The sequence below is a fragment of the Nonomuraea sp. NPDC048881 genome (assembly GCF_040649795.1).
In the GTDB taxonomy this organism is placed as follows: Bacteria; Actinomycetota; Actinomycetes; order Streptosporangiales; family Streptosporangiaceae; genus Nonomuraea.
Map to the genome: position 1 here is coordinate 358,538 of NZ_JBEZGC010000001.1, position 17,103 is coordinate 375,640.

13 protein-coding genes are annotated in these 17,103 nt (G+C 71.1%); 11 read left to right on the plus strand and 2 right to left on the minus strand.

All coding sequences use genetic code 11. The features are described 5' to 3' along the window. Positions 1–41 precede the first annotated feature (41 nt). Complete coding sequence (locus AB0C33_RS01775) at positions 42–1,562, minus strand: hypothetical protein (protein WP_358282603.1); 1,521 nt, start codon at positions 1,560–1,562, stop codon at positions 42–44. Positions 1,563–1,627: 65 nt separating this feature from the next. Here AB0C33_RS01775 and AB0C33_RS01780 point away from each other — a divergent pair, with 65 nt between their 5' ends. The 4 genes from AB0C33_RS01780 to AB0C33_RS01795 are packed head-to-tail and all read left to right on the plus strand — an operon-like array spanning position 1,628 to position 6,572. Continuing rightward, positions 1,628–3,655, plus strand: a complete 2,028-nt coding sequence (locus AB0C33_RS01780; protein ID WP_358282606.1) for a hypothetical protein — start codon at positions 1,628–1,630, stop codon at positions 3,653–3,655. 33 nt (positions 3,656–3,688) lie between these two features. After that, entirely contained in the window at positions 3,689–4,516 is an 828-nt protein-coding gene (locus AB0C33_RS01785; protein WP_358282608.1) for a hypothetical protein, read from the plus strand. A gap of 58 nt (positions 4,517–4,574) precedes the next feature. Beyond that, positions 4,575–5,504 (plus strand): glycosyltransferase family 2 protein, encoded by a 930-nt coding sequence (locus AB0C33_RS01790; protein WP_358282610.1) that lies wholly within the window; start codon positions 4,575–4,577, stop codon positions 5,502–5,504. Between the two features lie 3 nt (positions 5,505–5,507). Further along, the gene (locus AB0C33_RS01795; protein WP_358282612.1) at positions 5,508–6,572 is read left to right on the plus strand and encodes a glycosyltransferase family 4 protein; all 1,065 of its coding nucleotides are present in this window, start codon (positions 5,508–5,510) and stop codon (positions 6,570–6,572) included. Here the strand turns inward: AB0C33_RS01795 and AB0C33_RS01800 are convergent. After that, on the minus strand, positions 6,473–7,432 hold the full coding sequence (locus AB0C33_RS01800; RefSeq protein WP_358282614.1) for a lysylphosphatidylglycerol synthase transmembrane domain-containing protein: 960 nt from the start codon (positions 7,430–7,432) through the stop codon (positions 6,473–6,475). The genes AB0C33_RS01795 and AB0C33_RS01800 overlap by 100 nt on opposite strands. A 90-nt stretch (positions 7,433–7,522) precedes the next feature. On the opposite strand from AB0C33_RS01800, the gene AB0C33_RS01805 reads away from it, so the two are divergent. The 7 genes from AB0C33_RS01805 (at position 7,523) to AB0C33_RS01835 (ending at position 16,365) form a co-directional block, all read left to right on the plus strand. After that, a complete protein-coding gene (locus tag AB0C33_RS01805; protein ID WP_358282616.1) occupies positions 7,523–8,350 on the plus strand; it encodes a class I SAM-dependent methyltransferase in 828 nt (275 codons plus the stop codon). Next, positions 8,347–9,255: a lysylphosphatidylglycerol synthase domain-containing protein gene (locus AB0C33_RS01810; RefSeq protein ID WP_358282618.1), complete on the plus strand. Its 909-nt coding sequence runs from the start codon at positions 8,347–8,349 to the stop codon at positions 9,253–9,255. Before AB0C33_RS01805 ends, AB0C33_RS01810 begins: the two co-directional genes overlap by 4 nt. 97 nt (positions 9,256–9,352) lie before the next feature. Beyond that, positions 9,353–10,471, plus strand: coding sequence for a glycosyltransferase family 1 protein (locus AB0C33_RS01815; RefSeq protein ID WP_358282620.1), 1,119 nt, complete (start codon positions 9,353–9,355; stop codon positions 10,469–10,471). A 20-nt stretch (positions 10,472–10,491) separates the two neighbouring features. After that, entirely contained in the window at positions 10,492–11,583 is a 1,092-nt protein-coding gene (locus AB0C33_RS01820) for an NDP-sugar synthase (protein WP_358282622.1), read from the plus strand. A gap of 63 nt (positions 11,584–11,646) precedes the next feature. Beyond that, on the plus strand, positions 11,647–12,540 hold the full coding sequence (locus AB0C33_RS01825; protein ID WP_358282624.1) for a DNA-3-methyladenine glycosylase 2 family protein: 894 nt from the start codon (positions 11,647–11,649) through the stop codon (positions 12,538–12,540). A gap of 51 nt (positions 12,541–12,591) precedes the next feature. Then, positions 12,592–15,144 (plus strand): bifunctional FO biosynthesis protein CofGH, encoded by a 2,553-nt coding sequence (locus AB0C33_RS01830; RefSeq protein WP_358282626.1) that lies wholly within the window; start codon positions 12,592–12,594, stop codon positions 15,142–15,144. Between the two features lie 69 nt (positions 15,145–15,213). Next, entirely contained in the window at positions 15,214–16,365 is a 1,152-nt protein-coding gene (locus tag AB0C33_RS01835) for a hypothetical protein (protein WP_358282628.1), read from the plus strand. Positions 16,366–17,103 lie beyond the last annotated feature (738 nt).

Consider the following 17,103-nt stretch of genomic DNA (forward strand, 5'->3'; position numbering starts at 1 on the left):
CGACCGTGACCCGGGCGTGATGTTTCCGCGGCACAGCATACTCAGAGCCGGACATTTCGTGGAATATCATTGCCAAAGTCTTTCCCGCTTTCTGACCGTCCCCGCAGGTCAGGCCGGACGCTCAGCGCCGCCGCGAGGCAGGCCAGAGGCACGGCCGGGAGCACGTACCGGTAGTCGAACTCGGCCACGGCGGGCGGTGTGACGAGCAACACAACGGCTGCCGCCCAGGGCGCCGCCCACGCCGGCGGACCGGCGTGCCGCAGGCCCCGCGCCCGGCGCACGGCGGCCGCGACGGGCGGCGCGAGCAGGAGCGCCAGCAGCACCGGGCCGGGCAGGCGCACCACGCTCTGGTAGCCCCGCAGCCATCCGGCGTAGGGCTCGACGATCTCCGTACCGATCGCACCCTGCTCATAGAGCTTGGCATAGTCGGCGCCGACCTGCGCGGGATAGCGGCCAGGTGGGCCGGGTGGGGTCACCGGGAACTCGTAGTAGGCGTAGACCTCCGCGTCGGGGTAGACCGGCCGTCCCCACGCGAACGTGCGGGCCAGCTCGGCCAGCACCGAGCCCGCGTAGTCGAGCGGCTGGCTGGTGACGGCGAGGGTCGCGAACCTGGAGGCCAGGTCGTCGTTCGCCTTCGAGAACGTGATCCCCGGCAGCTTCACCAGCGGGGAGTCCTTGCTCCAGATGTACTCCTGCGACGGCGGGCGCAGCTCCGGCGGACGGGGGTCGCACAACACCCGCAGGTCGGCCGGCGGGTTCATCCTGGCGCAGTCGGCGAAGGACATCGTGCGGGCGTAGAGGAAGACGCCGTTCGCGCCCACCAGGCCGACGCGGTGGTGGGCGGCGTAGAACCAGCCGCCGTAGGCGATGACCGGGACCAGCGCGGCGGCCAGCAGCACCCCGGCCAGGCCCACGCGCCTGCGCAGCACGAACCACGCGGCCAGGACGAGGATGAGCGGCTGGCCGACGGTCCTGGTCAGGGTGGCGGCGGCCAGCAGCAGGCCGATGGCGGCGACGGTGGCGCGTTTCTCGGTCAGGCTCAGCGCCACGGCGGCCACGACCAGGAACAGGAACAACGTGTCGGAGACCAGCAGGTGCTCCAGCTCGACCTGGTACGCGTCGAGCAGCACGGGCACGGCCGCGAGCGTGCGCGCCCAGCGCGGGGCCCGGCGCGCGGCCACGTAGACGAGGACGCCGGTCGCCAGGCCGAGCAAATGTTGCGCGGCGGTGACCGCCCAGAAGCCGTGGAAGGGCTCCAGGAGCTTCATGAACATCGAGTAGCCCGCCGGGCGCACCAGGTCGGGGCGCGGCCGGAAGACGGTGACGATGTAGGTGTAGGAGTCGGGGAACCACAGGGCCGGGCGGTAGCCGAGCATGGCGAGCGCGCGCAGGGCCGCGCCGGCCGCCAGGACCCCGGCGAACCAGCCGTGCCGCCGCCACCAGGCAGCCTCCCGGACGCGCGCGAACCAGCCGTGCCGCCGCCGGCCGGGCTCCTGGACGCGGGCGGGGGTTCCCGCGCGCGGCTCCGGTCTCACCCGCTGGTCATCCCGCTCCTCCTGCACCTCGCGTACGCTACCCGCGTTTCCGCGGACGCCGTGACCGCGGCGTTGGATACGCTCGCTCACCGATGGAACGTGATCGATCGGGCCGCGTGCTGGCCGCGTTGTCGGTGTCGCCCGCGCTCGCCCTGGCGGGCTGGCTGCTCGCGGGCCTGCCGCTGCTGCTGGCCGGCCGGTTCGCGCCGCTGCCCGCGGTGCTGCTCGGAGTGCCCGCGGCGGCGCTGCTGTGCTGGGCGGGCACGCGCGGCGTCCTGCGCGGGAGGCGGGGCGCGGGCCAGGGCGTCCAGGCCACGCCCTGGCAGGTGGCGGGGGTCGTGGCGGTGGCCGCCGGGTCGGGCGTGTTCAACGTCGTCATGCATTCCGAGCAGCTGCTGGTCCGGCGCGACCCGGCGACCTACGCCCAGTACGCCGCCTGGATCGCCGGGCACGGCTCGCTGCCGATCCCGGACCAGGCGGCGGCGTTCGGCGGCCACCACCCCTCCCTGTACTTCGACAGCGTCGGCACGTATGCGGTGGACGGCGGGGTGGTGCCGCAGTTCATGCCGGGGCCGCCGCTGGTGTTCGCGATCGGCGACTGGCTGGGGGCGCCGTTCGCGGTGCCGGCCGTGCTGGGGGCGCTGGCCGTGCTGACGGTGGCCGGGGTGGCGGCGCGGCTGGCCGGTGGCCGGTGGGCGGTGCTCGCGGCGGCGGCGTTCGCGGTGAGCCTGCCGATCCTCTACACCTCGCGCACGACGTTCAGCGAGATCCCGTCGCTGATCCTGCTGTTCGGCGGGCTGGCGCTGGCCCAGGACGCGATCGAGGTCGAGCGGCCCGGCTGGCGGCAGGGGCTGCCGGCCGGGCTGGTCCTGGGGCTGGCCGTGCTCGTCAGGGTCGACGGGTTGCGCGACGTGCTGCCGGTGCTGGCGTACGCGGGGCTGCTGGTCGCGATGCGGCGCTCCGGCAGGCCGCAGGGCGCGGTGGGGCTGCCGCTGCTGGCGGGGCTGGTGGCGGGGGCGGGGCTCGGGCTGCTGGCGGCGTACGTGCTGGCCCGTCCGTATCTGGAGTATCTGTCCGGGTCCGTGCGGCCGCTGCTGCTCATCTGCGCGGTCGTGCTCGTGCTCACGCCGGTCGGCGTGGCCGTCGCGCCCAAGCTGGCCGGGTTCCGGCCGCCGCGGTGGTTGCCGACGGCGGGGGCCGCGCTGGTCGTGCTGGTGATGGCCGGTCTGTACGCGCGTCCCTGGTTCCAGACCGTGACCAGGAAGGCCACGAACGAGGAGGACGCCCGCACGGCCGAGTTCATCGCCCAGATCCAGCAGGCCAACGGCCTGCCCGTCCAGGCGGACCGGCTCTACTTCGAGCTCTCGCTCCACTGGGTGACCTGGTACATCGGCATCCCGGCCGTCGTGCTGGCCACGGTCGCGGCGGCCGTGCTGCTGCGCAGGCTGCTACGCGACGGCAGGCCGTTCGTCTGGCTGCTGCCGCTGGCGATGATCGGCTGGACGACGATCACCACGCTGCTGCGGCCCGAGATCACCCCCGACCAGCCGTGGGCCTCCCGGCGGCTGGTCCCGGTCGTGATCCCGGGGCTGATCGTGCTGGCGGTGTGGGGGCTCGGATGGCTGCGCGAGCGGTCGTGGCCGCGGGAGCGGGTACGGCGGTGGGCGACGGTCGCGGGGGTGCTGCTGGTGCTCGTGCCGCCGGTGGTCACTTCGATCGGCACCGCGTTCACGCCGGTCGAGCGGGGGGAGGCGGCGGCGGTCCGGTCGATGTGCGCGGCGCTTCCGGCCGAGGCGTCGGTGCTGTTCGTCGAGCGGGTGACCGGCGACCGCTTCACCCAGCTCGTCCGCGGGATGTGCGGACGTCCGGCGGCGCAGGTGAAGCGGCCGCCCGGAGGCTCCGACCTGGCGGCGGAGCCGCAGGTCCGGGCCGCCGTCGAGAGGGTCAGGGCGGCCGGCCGAGTGCCGGTCGTGCTGGCCGCCGACCCCGCCCAGGTGGCCCCTTACGGGACGCCGCGGCAGATCATGGGCCTGGTGACGCGCCAGGACGAGCGCTCGCTAGTGGACCCGCCCAACGGGACGTGGACTCTGCGGGTGAACGTATGGATGGCGGTGGGTTGACCCCGCTCTGGACGTATCGCGATAGTTCTGGACATGTCTGACACCGACGAGCTGTCGTTCGGCGACGACCGGGAGCCGTGGTTACGGCCCTGGATCAGGGCCCACCAGAGGACGGCGGCGATGATCGTGGCGGCCGTCCTGCTGGCGGCGGCGCTCGGCGGGGGCGGCTGGTACCTGCACCTGCGCTCGCTCCTGCCCTCGCCGCCGCCCGTCGGCGCGCTGCCCGTCGTGGACGGCTTCACCGTCACGCTGTGCACCGAGGGCACCCAGGGCTGCCCGGAGGGCACCGCCGAGCGGGTGCTGGCGCTGGTCCGGCGGATCCCCGAGGCGGTCGCGCCCACGCTGGTGCCCGCCGACGAGGTCGAGCGGCGCTGGGCCCAGACGGCGATCATCACCGAGGGCCTGACCAGGCCCCCCGATGCGAACTGGATCCCGATGATCGAGGGCGGGGTGCGCGGACCGGCCGACTACGACGCCGTCCGGCGGGGGCTGGCCGAGGAGAAGGGCGTCCTGCTTCTGCCCCGGGTGCCCGACTTCTGGCGGGGCAAGGCGGACCTGACCGTCGTGATGTGCGGTCAGTGGCAGGAGGACGCCGCCTGCCGGACGGTGGCGACCGAGGCGCAGCGCGACGCCGTCGTGGCCCGGCTGCGCGAGCTGGACGGCGTGGCCGAGGTGTTCCTCCAGGACAAGCCATTCGGGCTGCGGCTGGCCCGGCTCTATCGGAGCGACGCCCGGCCTCTCACGCTCGCCGAGATCCCCGAGGTGCTGTACGTGCGCTTCGACGACCCCGCCAGGGCCAAGGCGGTGGGTCAGGAGATGCTCAGGATGCCCGGCGTAGGATGGTCACAGCTGATCAAGTGAGTGTAAAGCCCGTCGATGTGGACTCGGCTTCCAGCGGGGCAGAGTACCCTCGACCCCCGTGAGCACGCTTGAGACCCCCAAGAGTGGACCTGCCGTGGAAGAAGCGCCGTACGTCACGATTGTCCTGCCCTGCTACAACGAGCAGGACCACGTCATCGACGAGGTCGAGCGCATCACGCGGGCGATGGACTCCAGCGGCTACACCTACGAGCTGGTCGCCGTCGACGACTGCTCGACCGACCAGACCCTGGCCCGGCTCGAAGAGGCCGCGCCCGAGTACCCCCACCTGCGCATCCGCGCCTTCCACCGCAACGGCGGCTCGGGCACCGTGCGCCGCATCGGCACGCAGGAGGCCAGGGGCGAGATCGTCGTCTGGACCGACGCCGACATGACCTACCCCAACGAGCGCATCCCCGAGCTGGTCCAGATCCTGGAGAAGGACCAGACGGTCGACCAGGTCGTCGGCGCGCGCACCACCGAGGAGGGGTCGCACAAGATCCTGAGGGTGCCGGCCAAGTGGGTGATCCGCAAGGTGGCCGAGAAGCTCGCCGGGCAGAAGATCCCCGACCTCAACTCGGGGCTGCGCGCGTTCCGCAAGTCGGTGGCCCGCCCCTACCTGCGGCTGCTGCCGCCCGGGTTCTCCTGCGTCACGACGATCACGCTGTCGTTCCTGTCCAACCAGCACGACGTCTACTACCTGCCCATCGAGTACGCCAAGCGGGCCGGCAAGTCGAAGTTCAGCTTCGTCTCCGACGCCTATCGCTACATCCTGCAGGTGCTGCGGATGATCATGTACTTCAACCCGCTCAAGGTGCTCATGCCGCCCGCGCTGTGGCTGGTGGCGATCGGGCTCGTGAAGGGCGTCTGGGACATGATCCGGCAGCCGTTCTACTTCCCGGCCAACACCGTCATGATCTTCCTGTCGGGCCTGCTGATCGGCTCGGTGGCGTTGCTGGCCGACCTGATCGTGCGGTCGCGGGGGGAATAGCGCGTGCGCATCGCGATCGTCGGCCCGACCCATCCGTACAAGGGGGGCGGGGCGCAGCACACCACCGAGCTGGCGCACCGGCTGGCGGGTCAGGGCCACGACGTGGTGATCGAGTCGTGGCGGGCCCAGTACCCGTCGTTCCTCTACCCCGGGCAGCAGACGATCTCCGAGCCCGAGGGCACGCCGTACCCGCGGACCGCGCGGCGGCTCGACTGGCGGCGGCCCGACGGGTGGTACGCGGCGGGACGCCGGTTGCGCACGGCCGACCTGGTGGTGCTGGCGGTGCTGAGCTCCGTCCAGGTTCCTCCGTACCTGGGGATCCTGTCCGGGATCGGGGGGCAGGCCCGGACGGTCGCGCTCTGCCACAACGTGCTGCCGCACGAGCGCAAGCCGTACGACCAGCCGCTGATGAGGGCGCTGCTGCGGCGGGTCGACGGCGTGCTGGCCCACTCCGAGCAGCAGGCCGAGCTGGCCAGGGGGCTCGCGCCGGGCAAGTCGGTCGGGGTGGCGGGGCTGCCGCCGCACCTGCCGTCCACGTCGGCCGAGAAGTCCGGCGGGGTGCGCCGGCGGTTGTTGTTCTTCGGGATGGTACGCCCGTACAAGGGGCTCGACCTGCTGCTGCGGGCGTTGCCCGAGGGCATCTCGCTGACCGTGGCGGGCGAGTTCTGGGGCGGCCTCGACGAGACGAAGGCGCTGATCGACGAGCTGGGCCTGGCCGGCAGGGTGGAGCTGCGGCCCGGGTACGTCCCCGCCGCCGACGTGCCGAAGCTGTTCGCCGCGGCCGACGCGCTGGTGCTGCCGTACCGCAGCGCCACCGCCAGCCAGAACGTCTGGCTCGGCCACGAGCACGGCGTGCCGGTGATCGCCACCCGGGTGGGCGCGCTGGCCGACCACGTGACCGACGGCGTCGACGGCCTGCTGGTCGAGCCGGGCGACGCCGGGGCGCTGCGCGCGGCGATCGAGCGCTTCTACGCCTCGGGCGAGCCGGAGAGGTTGCGGTCGGGGGTCAAGGCGGTCGATCCCGAGCCGTTCTGGGCCGCGTACGCGGGCGCGCTGCTCGCCCTCTGACGGCCCAGCAGGAACGCCGCCCCCGCGGCGACCGCGTCGGCCAGCGTGAACGCCAGCCGGGACACGATCGCCATCGCGATGGCCGGAGCGGTGCCGATGACCGGTCCGAGCACCAGCACGAGCGCGCCCTCCCGCACGCCCACCCCGGCGGGCACCACGAAGGCCAGGATGCCGGTGCACCAGGCGAACGCGTACGCGCCGGTCGCCACCAGGTAGAGGTCGGGGCGGCCGGACAGCAGCCAGGTGTGCAGGCCGTAGACGAACCAGCCGAGCGCGGTCCAGGCCACCGTGACGACGACCGTGCGGCCGGGCAGCACGCTCTCCAGCGGCTCCTTGCGGGCGATGCGCAGCGCCAGGTTGAGCCCCCAGGTGAGCACCCTGGGATGCAGGCACACGATGATCACCGGCACCAGCAGCACCACGTACCAGGCCCGGCGGACGGCCTCGTGCGAGCTCAGCGTGGCGGCGGCGATCGAGATGCCGACGCCCAGGTTGACCACCAGCCCGAGCGAGATCGTGGCGAACGTGCGCCGCGGCGGGCTCCCGTGGTCGCGCCCGAGGTCCATCATGGCCGCGTACGCCCACACCGCGCCCGGGATGTACTTGCCGAGCTGGCCCACGAACATGATCCGTCCGGCCACCCGCAGCGGCAGCCGCGTGCCGAGCCCCGCCATGATCTGCCGCCAGGCCGCCAGCATGCAGACCTGTCCGGCCAGCACCGCGCCGAACGCCCCAAGCACCGCCCACGGCGACAGCCTGGAGAGGGCCTGCGTGGTGTCGTGCCAGTTCCGCGCCAGGCCGTAGCCGAGGAAGGCGAGGGCGACCAGCGCGAGCAGGACGCGCAGCAGGCGGCGCAACATCAGCCCAGGCTACGCGGGAGCCCGGGGGAGAGCCAGCATGTGTGCCAGGTCAGCCTGCCGAGGCCCGCGGCGCGGGTACTGTTGGGCGACGTGGGCAAGCAACGGGTCGCGCAGCTCGAGTACTCCGAATTCCAGTCGGCCATGCTCGACGAGGACAAACGCCGCCGCAAGGCCGCGAAGATCATCGCCGTGCTGGAGCACTTCCAGGGGCCGCTCGGCGGGCTGACCGTGGGCGACGTCGGCTGCTCGGCCGGGTTCATCGCCGACGAGCTGGCCCAGGCCGGGGCCAAGCACACGCTGGGCATCGACATCGACGTGCCGGGGCTGCGCAAGGCCGCCGACCGGTTCGGCGAGCGGGTGGCGTTCGTCTGCGGCGACGGCACGGCGCTGCCCTTCCCCGACGGGTCGATCGACGTGCTGGTGTTCAACCACATCTACGAGCACGTGGTCGACCCCGACGCCGTGGTGGCCGAGATGCACCGCGTGCTGTCCGACACCGGGGTGCTCTACCTCGGGCTCGGCAACCGGCTCGGGGTCGTCGAGCCCCACTACAAGCTGCCGTTCCTGTCGTACCTGCCGCCCGCGCTGGCCGACCGTTACGTGCGCGCCTTCGGCCGGGCCGACCACTACTACGAGCGGTTCAGGACCCGGCGGGGGCTGCGCCGGATGCTGCGCGCCTTCCACGTCTGGGACTACACGTTCCCGGTGCTGGCCACGCCGACCAGGTTCGCCGGGTCGGAGCTGTTCCCCGGTCTGCCGGGCCGGCTGGTCAAGGCCGTGCTGGCCCGCGCGCCGCGCGAGGTGCTGCGGCTGCTGCTGCCCGTCGTGCCGACGTACCTGTGGGTGGCCACCAAGACCCCGCGCAGGCCCGCGGGGCCGGCGCTGCCGCAGCCGCCCGAGCGGGTCCTGCCGCTGTGAGCCTCGTGGACGAGACCGGCGCGAGCGCGATCCCCAAGCGGTCGCTGCCGCGCCGGCTGCTGCGCTTCGGCTTCCTCGCCGTCGCGCTCGCCTTCGGCGCGTGGGCGGTGGCCAGGCAGTGGGACGCCGTGGTCGCCGGGTTCGCCCGGCTGTCGTGGCCGGCGCTGGCCGGGTCGCTCGTCGCCGTGGTCGCCGCGCTGCTCGGGGCCATGCTCACCTGGCGCACGCTGCTGGCCGACCTGGGCTCGCCGCTGCCGCTGCGACCGGCCGCCAAGGTGTTCTTCGTCGGCCAGCTCGGCAAGTACATCCCCGGCGCGGTCTGGCCGGTGCTCGCCCAGATGGAGATGGGCCGCGACCTCGGCGTGCCGCGTCCGCGCAGCGCCGCGGCGTTCTTCCTGATGATGCCCGTCCAGATCGCCAGCGGTCTGCTGGTCACGCTGGTCACGCTCGGCTGGCACCGGTTCGGCTGGGTGCTGCTGTTCATCCCGCTGCTGCTGGTGCTCCTGGAGCCCAAGGTCGTCAACGGCGTGATCGGCTTCGGCCTGCGCAGGCTGAAGCGCGAGCCCCTGGAACGCTCGCTCACCCGGCGCGGCATGCTCACCGCGCTCGGCTGGGCGCTGGCCGGCTGGACGGCCTACGGCGTGCACTTCTACTTCGTCGCGCCGCAGGGCGGCCTGCTGTTCGCCGTCGGGGCCTTCGCGCTGTCGTGGTGCCTGGGCATCGTGACCTTCGTCGTGCCGGCCGGGGCCGGGGTGCGCGAGCTGGCGATGGTGGCGGTGCTCGCCCCCGTGCTCGACAGCGGCGCGGCCATCGCGGTGGCCCTCTGCTCCCGCATCGTCATCATCCTCGGTGACCTGATCTGCGCAGGTATGGCAGGAATTGCCGCACGTCGCGACTCGGTGTGATTTGGCCCACGATTTGGGGGAGGGTGGTCATAAGCTGAATCAAAGAGGGGGGACTTGCCAGGTCCCACGTCGATCTTGAGGGGAGAAGATCCACGTAATGCCTCGAGTGCTCGTCGATGCCGCCGCGGTCCCCGCCGACCGTGGTGCGTTGATCCGGTACGTGGACGGGCTCGTGGCCGCGCTCCACCAGGCAGGGACCGATCTGGTCGTGGTCTGCCAGCGTGCGGAAGCGGAAAGGTACCAGCGGCTGGCGCCTTCGGCCCGTGTCGTCCCCGGCCCCGTCGCCATCACCAACCGGGCCGCCCGGCTCGCCTGGGAGCAGACCGGCGTGCCGCTGCTCGCCCGCCAGACGGGGGCCGAGGTCATCCACGCCCCCTACTACTCCATGCCGCTGCGTTCCGGCCTGCCGACCGTCGTGACGGTGCACGACGTGACCTGGTTCACCGAGCCCGAGCAGCACAGCCCGGCCAGGGCCGCGTTCTTCCGCTCGGCCACGCGGACCGCCGTCCGGCACGCGCAGCGTGTCATCGTGCCGTCCAAGGCGACCAGGGACGAGCTGGTCCGCGTGTTGTCGGCCGACCCCACCCGCATCGACGTCGCCTACCACGGCGTCGACCTCGCCCAGTTCCACCCGCCGAGCGAGGACGAGGTGCGCCGGGCGGCCATCAGGTGCGGGCTGCGCGGCCAGCCGTACGTGGCCTTCCTCGGCAACCTCGACCCCCGCAAGAACGTGCCCAACCTGATCCGCGGCTTCGCCGCCGCCGTCAAGCGGCTGGAGACGCCGCCCGCGCTGGTGCTCGGCGGCGGCGTGCACGAGGACGACGTCGACGCCGCCTGCCGCGAGGTCGAGGCCACCGTCCGGGTGATCAGGCCGGGATACCTGCGCGCGCCCGATCTGCCGGGGTTCCTGGGCGGTGCGCTCGTCGTGGCGTTCCCCTCCCGGGGCGAGGGCTTCGGCATGCCGGTGCTGGAGGCCATGGCCTGCGGCGCGGCCGTCCTCACCAGCCACCGCACCTCGCTGCCCGAGGTGGGCGGCGACGCCGTCGCCTACACTGAGCCGGACGCCGACAGCATCGCCGACGCCCTGGGCGAACTGCTCGCCTCCGCCGACCGGAGGCGGCAGTTGCAGGAGGCCGGGCGGGCGCGGGCACGCGAATTCACCTGGGAGGCCTCGGCGGAGGCGCATCTCAACTCTTATCAACGCGCAATCGAATAGTTCGCTACTCTCACGGAGTGATGGAGAGCTCTTTGCCAGACCTCGAGGCGATCCTCCTGGTCGGGGGGCAGGGCACACGCCTGCGTCCGCTGACACTGGGCACGCCCAAGCCGCTGCTGCCGACCGCCGGAGTGCCGTTCCTGGCCCACCAACTCGCCCGTGCCCGGTCCTTCGGCGTGCGCCGGATCGTGTTCGCGACCTCGTACAAGGCGGCGATGTTCGAGCCCGCCTTCGGTGACGGGTCGGCACTCGGGCTCTCGCTCGAATACATGACCGAGGAGACGCCGCTCGGCACCGGCGGGGCCATCCGCAACGCCGCCGAGGCGCTCACCGGCGGGCCCTCCGACCCGGTGCTCATCCTCAACGGCGACATCCTGTCCGGCCACGACATCGGCGACCAGGTGCGCACCCACTGCGAGCGCGGCGCCGCCGTGACGCTCCACCTGACGGAGGTGGACGACCCGACGCGGTTCGGCTGCGTGCCGACCGACGAGTCCGGACGGGTGACCGCGTTCCTGGAGAAGACCCCCAACCCGGTCACCAACCGCATCAACGCCGGCTGCTACGTCTTCACCCGCTCGGTGATCGACTCGATCCCGCGCGGCGAGGTCGTCTCCGTGGAGCGCGAGACGTTCCCCGGGCTGATCGACTCCGGCGAGCTGGTGCTGGGCTACGCCGACCGCACGTACTGGCTAGACGTGGGCACGCCGGCCGCGTTCGTGAAGGGCTCGCGCGACCTGGTGCTCGGGCGGCTCGACTCGCCGGCGCTGCCCGGCCCGCAGGGCGAACACCTCGCCCTCGACGGGGCGAAGATCTCGGCCGAGGCCAAGGTCCAGGGCGGCACCGCCGTCGGCGCGCGGGCCGTCGTCGAGGCGGGCGCGTCCGTGGTGGGCTCGGTGTTGTGCGACGACAGCGTCGTCGAGGCGGGCGCCACGGTGAGCGACTCGGTCGTGGGCAAGGGCGCCCGGATCTGCGCCGGCACGGTCGTGCGCGACGCGGTGATCGGTGACGGCGCGGTGGTCGGGCCGGGCAACGAGCTGCAGGGCGGGGTGCGCGTCTGGCCGGGCGTCGAGCTGCCCGAGCGCGCGGTCCGCTACTCCAGCGACGTCTGACCCGCCCACCGGGGTCGCGCGGGTGAGCGACCACCCGCCGCCGCGCGGCAGACTGGACATGTGATGGAACGCAGGTGGGAGCCCGACGGGCCGCTCGACGTGGAGCTGGCCCTCGGCCCCCACCGGCGCGGCACCGGTGATCCCGCCTGGCGCCGCACCTCCGACGGCTCGATCTGGCGCGCCTGCCGCACCCCCGACGGCCCGAGCACGCTGCGGGTGACCGTGACGGCCGCGGCCGTGCGGGCCCAGGCGTGGGGGCCGGGCGCCGGATGGTCGCTGGAGACCCTGCCAGCCCTGCTCGGCGCGCTCGACGACGTCTCCGGCTTCCGCGTCCGGCACGACGTGCTGGCGGACGTGGCGCGCAAGCACGCGGGGCTGCGCATCGGGCGTACCGGGCGGGTCATGGAGGCGCTGGTGCCCGCGGTGCTGGAGCAGAAGGTCGTCGGCCGGGAGGCGTGGCGGGCCTGGCGCTACCTGCTGCGCCACTACGGCGAGCCCGCCCCCGGTCCCGCCCCCGACGGCATGCGCGTGCCGCCCGAGCCGGTCGTGTGGCGGCAGATCCCGAGCTGGCACTGGCACCGGGCGGGCGCGGAGGCCGTCCGGGCCCGGACGATCGCCAACGCCGCCTGGCACGCCGCCAAGCTGGAGGCCGCGGCCACCACGGACGAGCTCGACCGGCTGCTGCGGGCCCTGCCCGGCATCGGCGTCTGGACGTCGGCCGAGGTGCGCCAGCGGGTCTTCGGCGACGCCGACGCGGTGAGCGTGGGGGACTTCCACCTGGCCAAGCTGGTCGGCTACGCGCTCACCGGGGAGAAGACCGACGACCAGGGGATGATGCGGCTGCTGGAGCCGTACCGGGGGCATCGGCACCGGGCGACGGTGCTCGTCTGGCTCAGCGGTCTGCGACCGCCCGCGCGCGGGCCGCGGATGGCCGCGCGCGACTACCGGTCCTTCTGACATCCCGCCCTGAGTGCGCGTCACGAACTCAGGGGTGCGTACTGTGCCTCTATGAGTCTTGTCAGTGATTCCGCGCTTCGCCGTGCCCTCGCCCGTGCCCGTGACGGCAAGGCGCTCGACCTCACCGAGGCCGTCGTGCTGCTGCACGCGCGCGGCGAGCAGCTCGACGCGCTGCTCGACCACGCCTCCCGCGTGCGCGACGCCGGGCTGAAGGCCGCCGGCAGGGAAGGGGTGATCACCTACAGCAGGAAGGTGTTCATCCCGCTGACCAGGTTGTGCCGGGACCGTTGCGGCTACTGCACGTTCGCGACCGCGCCGCACAAGCTGGAGTCGGCCTTCCTGAGCCCGGACGAGGTGCTGGAGATCGCCCGGCAGGGCGCGGCGATGGGCTGCAAGGAGGCGCTGTTCACGCTGGGGGACCGGCCGGAGGACCGCTGGCACCAGGCCCGCGAGTGGCTGGACGCGCACGGCTATGACGACACGTTGTCCTACGTGCGAGCCATGGCCATCCTGGTGCTGGAGGAGACCGGGCTGCTGCCGCACCTCAACCCCGGTGTGCTGAGCTGGCGTGACCTGCAGCGGCTCAAGCCGGTCGCGCCGTCGATGGGCATGATGCTGGAGACCACCTCGCGGCGGCTGTTCGAGGAGAAGGGGCAGCCGCACCACGGCTCCCCCGACAAGGACCCGGCGGTACGGCTGCGCGTGCTGGAGGACGCCGGCCGCAGCAACGTGCCGTTCACGACCGGGATCCTCATCGGCATCGGCGAGACCGTCGAGGACCGGGCCGAGTCGATCTTCGCCGTCCGGAAGGTGGCCCGCGAGTACGGCGGCATCCAGGAGGTCATCGTCCAGAACTTCCGCGCCAAGCCGGACACGGCCATGCGCGGCCTGCCGGACGCCGACCTGCACGAGCTCGCGGCCACGATCGCCGTCGCGCGCCTGGTCCTCGGCCCCCGCGTACGCCTCCAGGCCCCGCCCAACCTGGTCGACTCCGAGTACGCGCTCATGATCCGCGCCGGCATCGACGACTGGGGCGGCGTCTCGCCCCTGACCCCCGACCACGTGAACCCGGAACGCCCCTGGCCGCAGATCGACGACCTGGCGGCGCGTACCGCCGAATCCGGCTTCGACCTGCGGGAACGCCTGACGATCTACCCCGAGTACGTGCGGGCCGGCGAGCCCTGGCTGGACCCGCGGCTGTTCGCGCACGTCGAGGCCCTGGCCGACCCCGGCACCGGGCTCGCCCGCGAGGACGCCTTGCCGCAGGGCCGTCCCTGGCAGGAGCCGGACGGCGGGTTCACCGCCGCCGGCCGGGTGGACCTGCACGTCGAGGTGGACACCACCGGCCGGGCGACCGACCGGCGCGACGACTTCGACCACGTCTACGGCGACTGGACGGCCCTGCGCGAACGCCTCGGCCCGATCGCCGCCTCGACGCCGAGCGACGTGCGCCAGGCGCTCCGGCGGGCCGAGGCCGACCCCGCCGGGCTGACCGATGCCGAGGCCGTCGCGCTGCTGGGCGCGGAGGGCGAGGCGCTGGACGAGCTGGCGGCCATCGCCGACGCGCTGCGCGCGCAGGCCGTCGGCGACGAGGTCACCTACGTCGTCAACCGGAACATCAACTTCACCAACGTCTGCTACACCGGCTGCCGCTTCTGCGCCTTCGCCCAGCGCAGGACCGACGCCGACGCGTACACGCTCAGCCTGGACCAGGTGGCCGACCGGGCCGAGGAGGCGTGGGCGGCGGGCGCGACCGAGGTGTGCATGCAGGGCGGCATCCATCCCGACCTGCCGGGAACCGCGTACTTCGACATCGCCAGGGCGGTCAAGGCCAGGACGCCCGGCATGCACGTGCACGCGTTCTCCCCGATGGAGGTCATCAACGGAGCCTCCCGGACGAACCTGTCTATACGCGACTGGCTGGAGGCCGCCAAGGAGGCCGGGGTGGACTCGCTGCCCGGCACGGCGGCCGAGATCCTCGACGACGACGTGCGCTGGGTGCTGACCAAGGGCAAGCTGCCGGCCAAGGAATGGATCGAGGTCATCACCACGGCCCACAAGGTCGGCATCCCGACGACGTCCACGATGATGTACGGCCACGTGGACCACCACCTGCACTGGGTCAGGCACATCAAGCTGATCAGGCGGCTGCAGGAGCAGACCGGCGGGTTCTCGGAGTTCGTGCTGCTGCCGTTCGTGCACACCAGCGCCCCGATCTACCTGGCCGGCATCGCCCGGCCCGGCCCCACCGCCCAGGAGAACCGCGCGGTGCACGCCCTGGCCAGGATCCTGCTGCACGGCGCGATCTCCAACATCCAGTGCTCGTGGGTCAAGCTCCAGGACGACCTGTGCCGCCAGGTGCTCCGGGGCGGCGTGAACGACCTCGGCGGCACCCTCATGGAGGAGACGATCAGCCGGATGGCGGGCTCGGAGAACGGCTCGTACAAGACGATCAGCGAGCTGCGCGAGATGGTCGAGGTCACCGGCCGGCCGGTACGCCAGCGCACCACCGAGTACGGCAGCCCCACGGCCGAACGGCTGGCCGCCGCGCAGGCGAGCGACGGGGTGTGCCAGAGCGTGAGAAGAATCTTGCCGATGGCATAGTTGTAACAAGTTAAATCCCGTTCGTCCCTTTGTTATACCGTATGTCCGTTTTCCTGGTAACCTAGAGTCATGGAGAACGCATACGAGATGAGCACCGAACGGAAGTCCGCTTCTCTGGTCGCGGCAGTAGATGAATACATGCGGATCAAGAGCCTTGGTTCATGGAGCAAGACCGGTTCAAGCACGGCATGTATCCGGTCAACGCTGAACGTATTCACCCGTGAACTGGAGAAGCGGTTAAAGCGCTCGGCCTACACCACCGACCTAACCGACGAGACGGTTATGGGGATCATCCATGATCGGTGGCCAAACGACGGTATCAAGACCACGCACGCTGGCCAGTGGGGGAGGATCAAGACCTTCATCCGCTGGCTAGCCGTTTCGGGATATCAGGTCGGCCCCCTGCATGCCTTTCTCGGGACCAGGCCGGTACGACCTAAGCCGCAAGTGAGCTTCATGTTCGCGGAGGAAGAGGCGAAGGTCTTTGACTCCACGTACGCCTACTCTCCTAAAGACGCTTGGCTTATCCGTATCGGCTACCTTCTCAGGCGTCGGGCTGGCGAGCTGGGAGCCATGAAGGTCGGAGACTTCAAACCCAAGCCCACCCCTGATGCCCCTCACGGCACGTACACCTTCACCAACTTCAAGGCCAAGAACGGCCGCAAGACTCTTCGGTTAACCACATCCCAACGGGAAGCCTTTGACGGCTGGTTAGCGGACTACGAAAGACTTGTAGGGCAGAAGCCGTTAGCCGACTGGTACATGTTCCCCAACTCCAAGGGAGACGGAAAGGTCACCCCCGGCAAGAAGAGGGGGCGCAGACTCCTGCCCGAGGAGCCAATCAAGGACCTTCCTAGGATCTGGAGGGAAGCCTTCAAAGAGGCGGGAGTCTATTCCCGTTGGAAGGCATCCCATGCCGGAAGGCGAGGCGGGTTAACTGACCTCTTCTATGCCCTAGAAGAGGCGGGCGTCTCTGACCCCATGCAGCACGTTCAAAGAACGGCTGATCATTCTGACCGCAGGGTTACGGCGGGATACATCCAAATGGATGAGGGCGAGCGGAAGACTCACGATGCTCTCCAGCTCGTGGACGACATACGAGCCGGCAGGGCTCCAGCTCCTAGCCAGACAGAGCAACGGGACGAAAGGCAATCTGCTACCCATACCGGTGAAAACATGGCGGAGGTTATCCATGTCCGATTCGGACAAAGCAGACGCTGACCATAGTCTCTGTCCAGGTCGTCAGCGCAGCGACGATCAGGAGCCCTCCCCCTCTCCTGAAGGACGAGACGTGCAGAGGGGGAGGGCTACCGCAGGAGGGTAGATGGGGCCCGCCCGTCACGACACAGGGGGGCGGACGGGCCCCATCCCTCCATCACAAGTACATACATGATCTCCATAGGGGCAATCCTGGTCCGGCGTGCTTCCTATGGAAGGAAGTGAGTACCCCCCGTAGGTTCTTACTTCCCGGTGATCCCCCGTAGCTCCCTCCAAGGCCCTGCTATGGGGGATTACTGGTGTCCCGAGTAATGCTAGGCTGGCCACTGCCAGGAGTAAGAGTGTTCCATCTTGCCCTCCTCACTGGCAATCAGTCAGCAGCTCGAATCATGTGCCCAAAGGGCTGGTGACGAAGATGCCCCCCTGTCGCCTTCCTAGGCTGGCAGGGGGGTTTTCTCTTGCGTGAGTGATCCACTCCTATACGTGACTACTTAAAGATTCTTTATGACACGACGAAGAGAGCCCCTACCCGAAGGTAGGGGCTCTCTCCTTAAGTACGGCTAGCTATCCTTACGGCCTAGTCCCACGTCAGGATCAGCCGGATTCAGCGCCTTGATAACAGCCGTCAAGATTGTCACGGCAACACCGTCCAGAGCCAGGCTCCAGTCACCTCCGGACTGTACGACGGCAACGCCTACAGAGCTGAGTGCAACCGCAACAAGAGTGTTAAGCAGACTCGCA

Bases quoted from the DNA above. Each gene is read 5' to 3' on its own strand.
- AB0C33_RS01780 (WP_358282606.1), top strand. From the start codon at position 1,628: ATGGAACGTGATCGATCGGGCCGCGTGCTGGCCGCGTTGTCGGTGTCG.
- AB0C33_RS01785 (WP_358282608.1), top strand. From the start codon at position 3,689: ATGTCTGACACCGACGAGCTGTCGTTCGGCGACGACCGGGAGCCGTGG.
- AB0C33_RS01800 (WP_358282614.1), bottom strand. From the start codon at position 7,432: ATGTTGCGCCGCCTGCTGCGCGTCCTGCTCGCGCTGGTCGCCCTCGCC.
- AB0C33_RS01815 (WP_358282620.1), top strand. From the start codon at position 9,353: ATGCCTCGAGTGCTCGTCGATGCCGCCGCGGTCCCCGCCGACCGTGGT.
- AB0C33_RS01820 (WP_358282622.1), top strand. From the start codon at position 10,492: ATGGAGAGCTCTTTGCCAGACCTCGAGGCGATCCTCCTGGTCGGGGGG.
- AB0C33_RS01825 (WP_358282624.1), top strand. From the start codon at position 11,647: ATGGAACGCAGGTGGGAGCCCGACGGGCCGCTCGACGTGGAGCTGGCC.
- AB0C33_RS01830 (WP_358282626.1), top strand. From the start codon at position 12,592: ATGAGTCTTGTCAGTGATTCCGCGCTTCGCCGTGCCCTCGCCCGTGCC.
- AB0C33_RS01835 (WP_358282628.1), top strand. From the start codon at position 15,214: ATGGAGAACGCATACGAGATGAGCACCGAACGGAAGTCCGCTTCTCTG.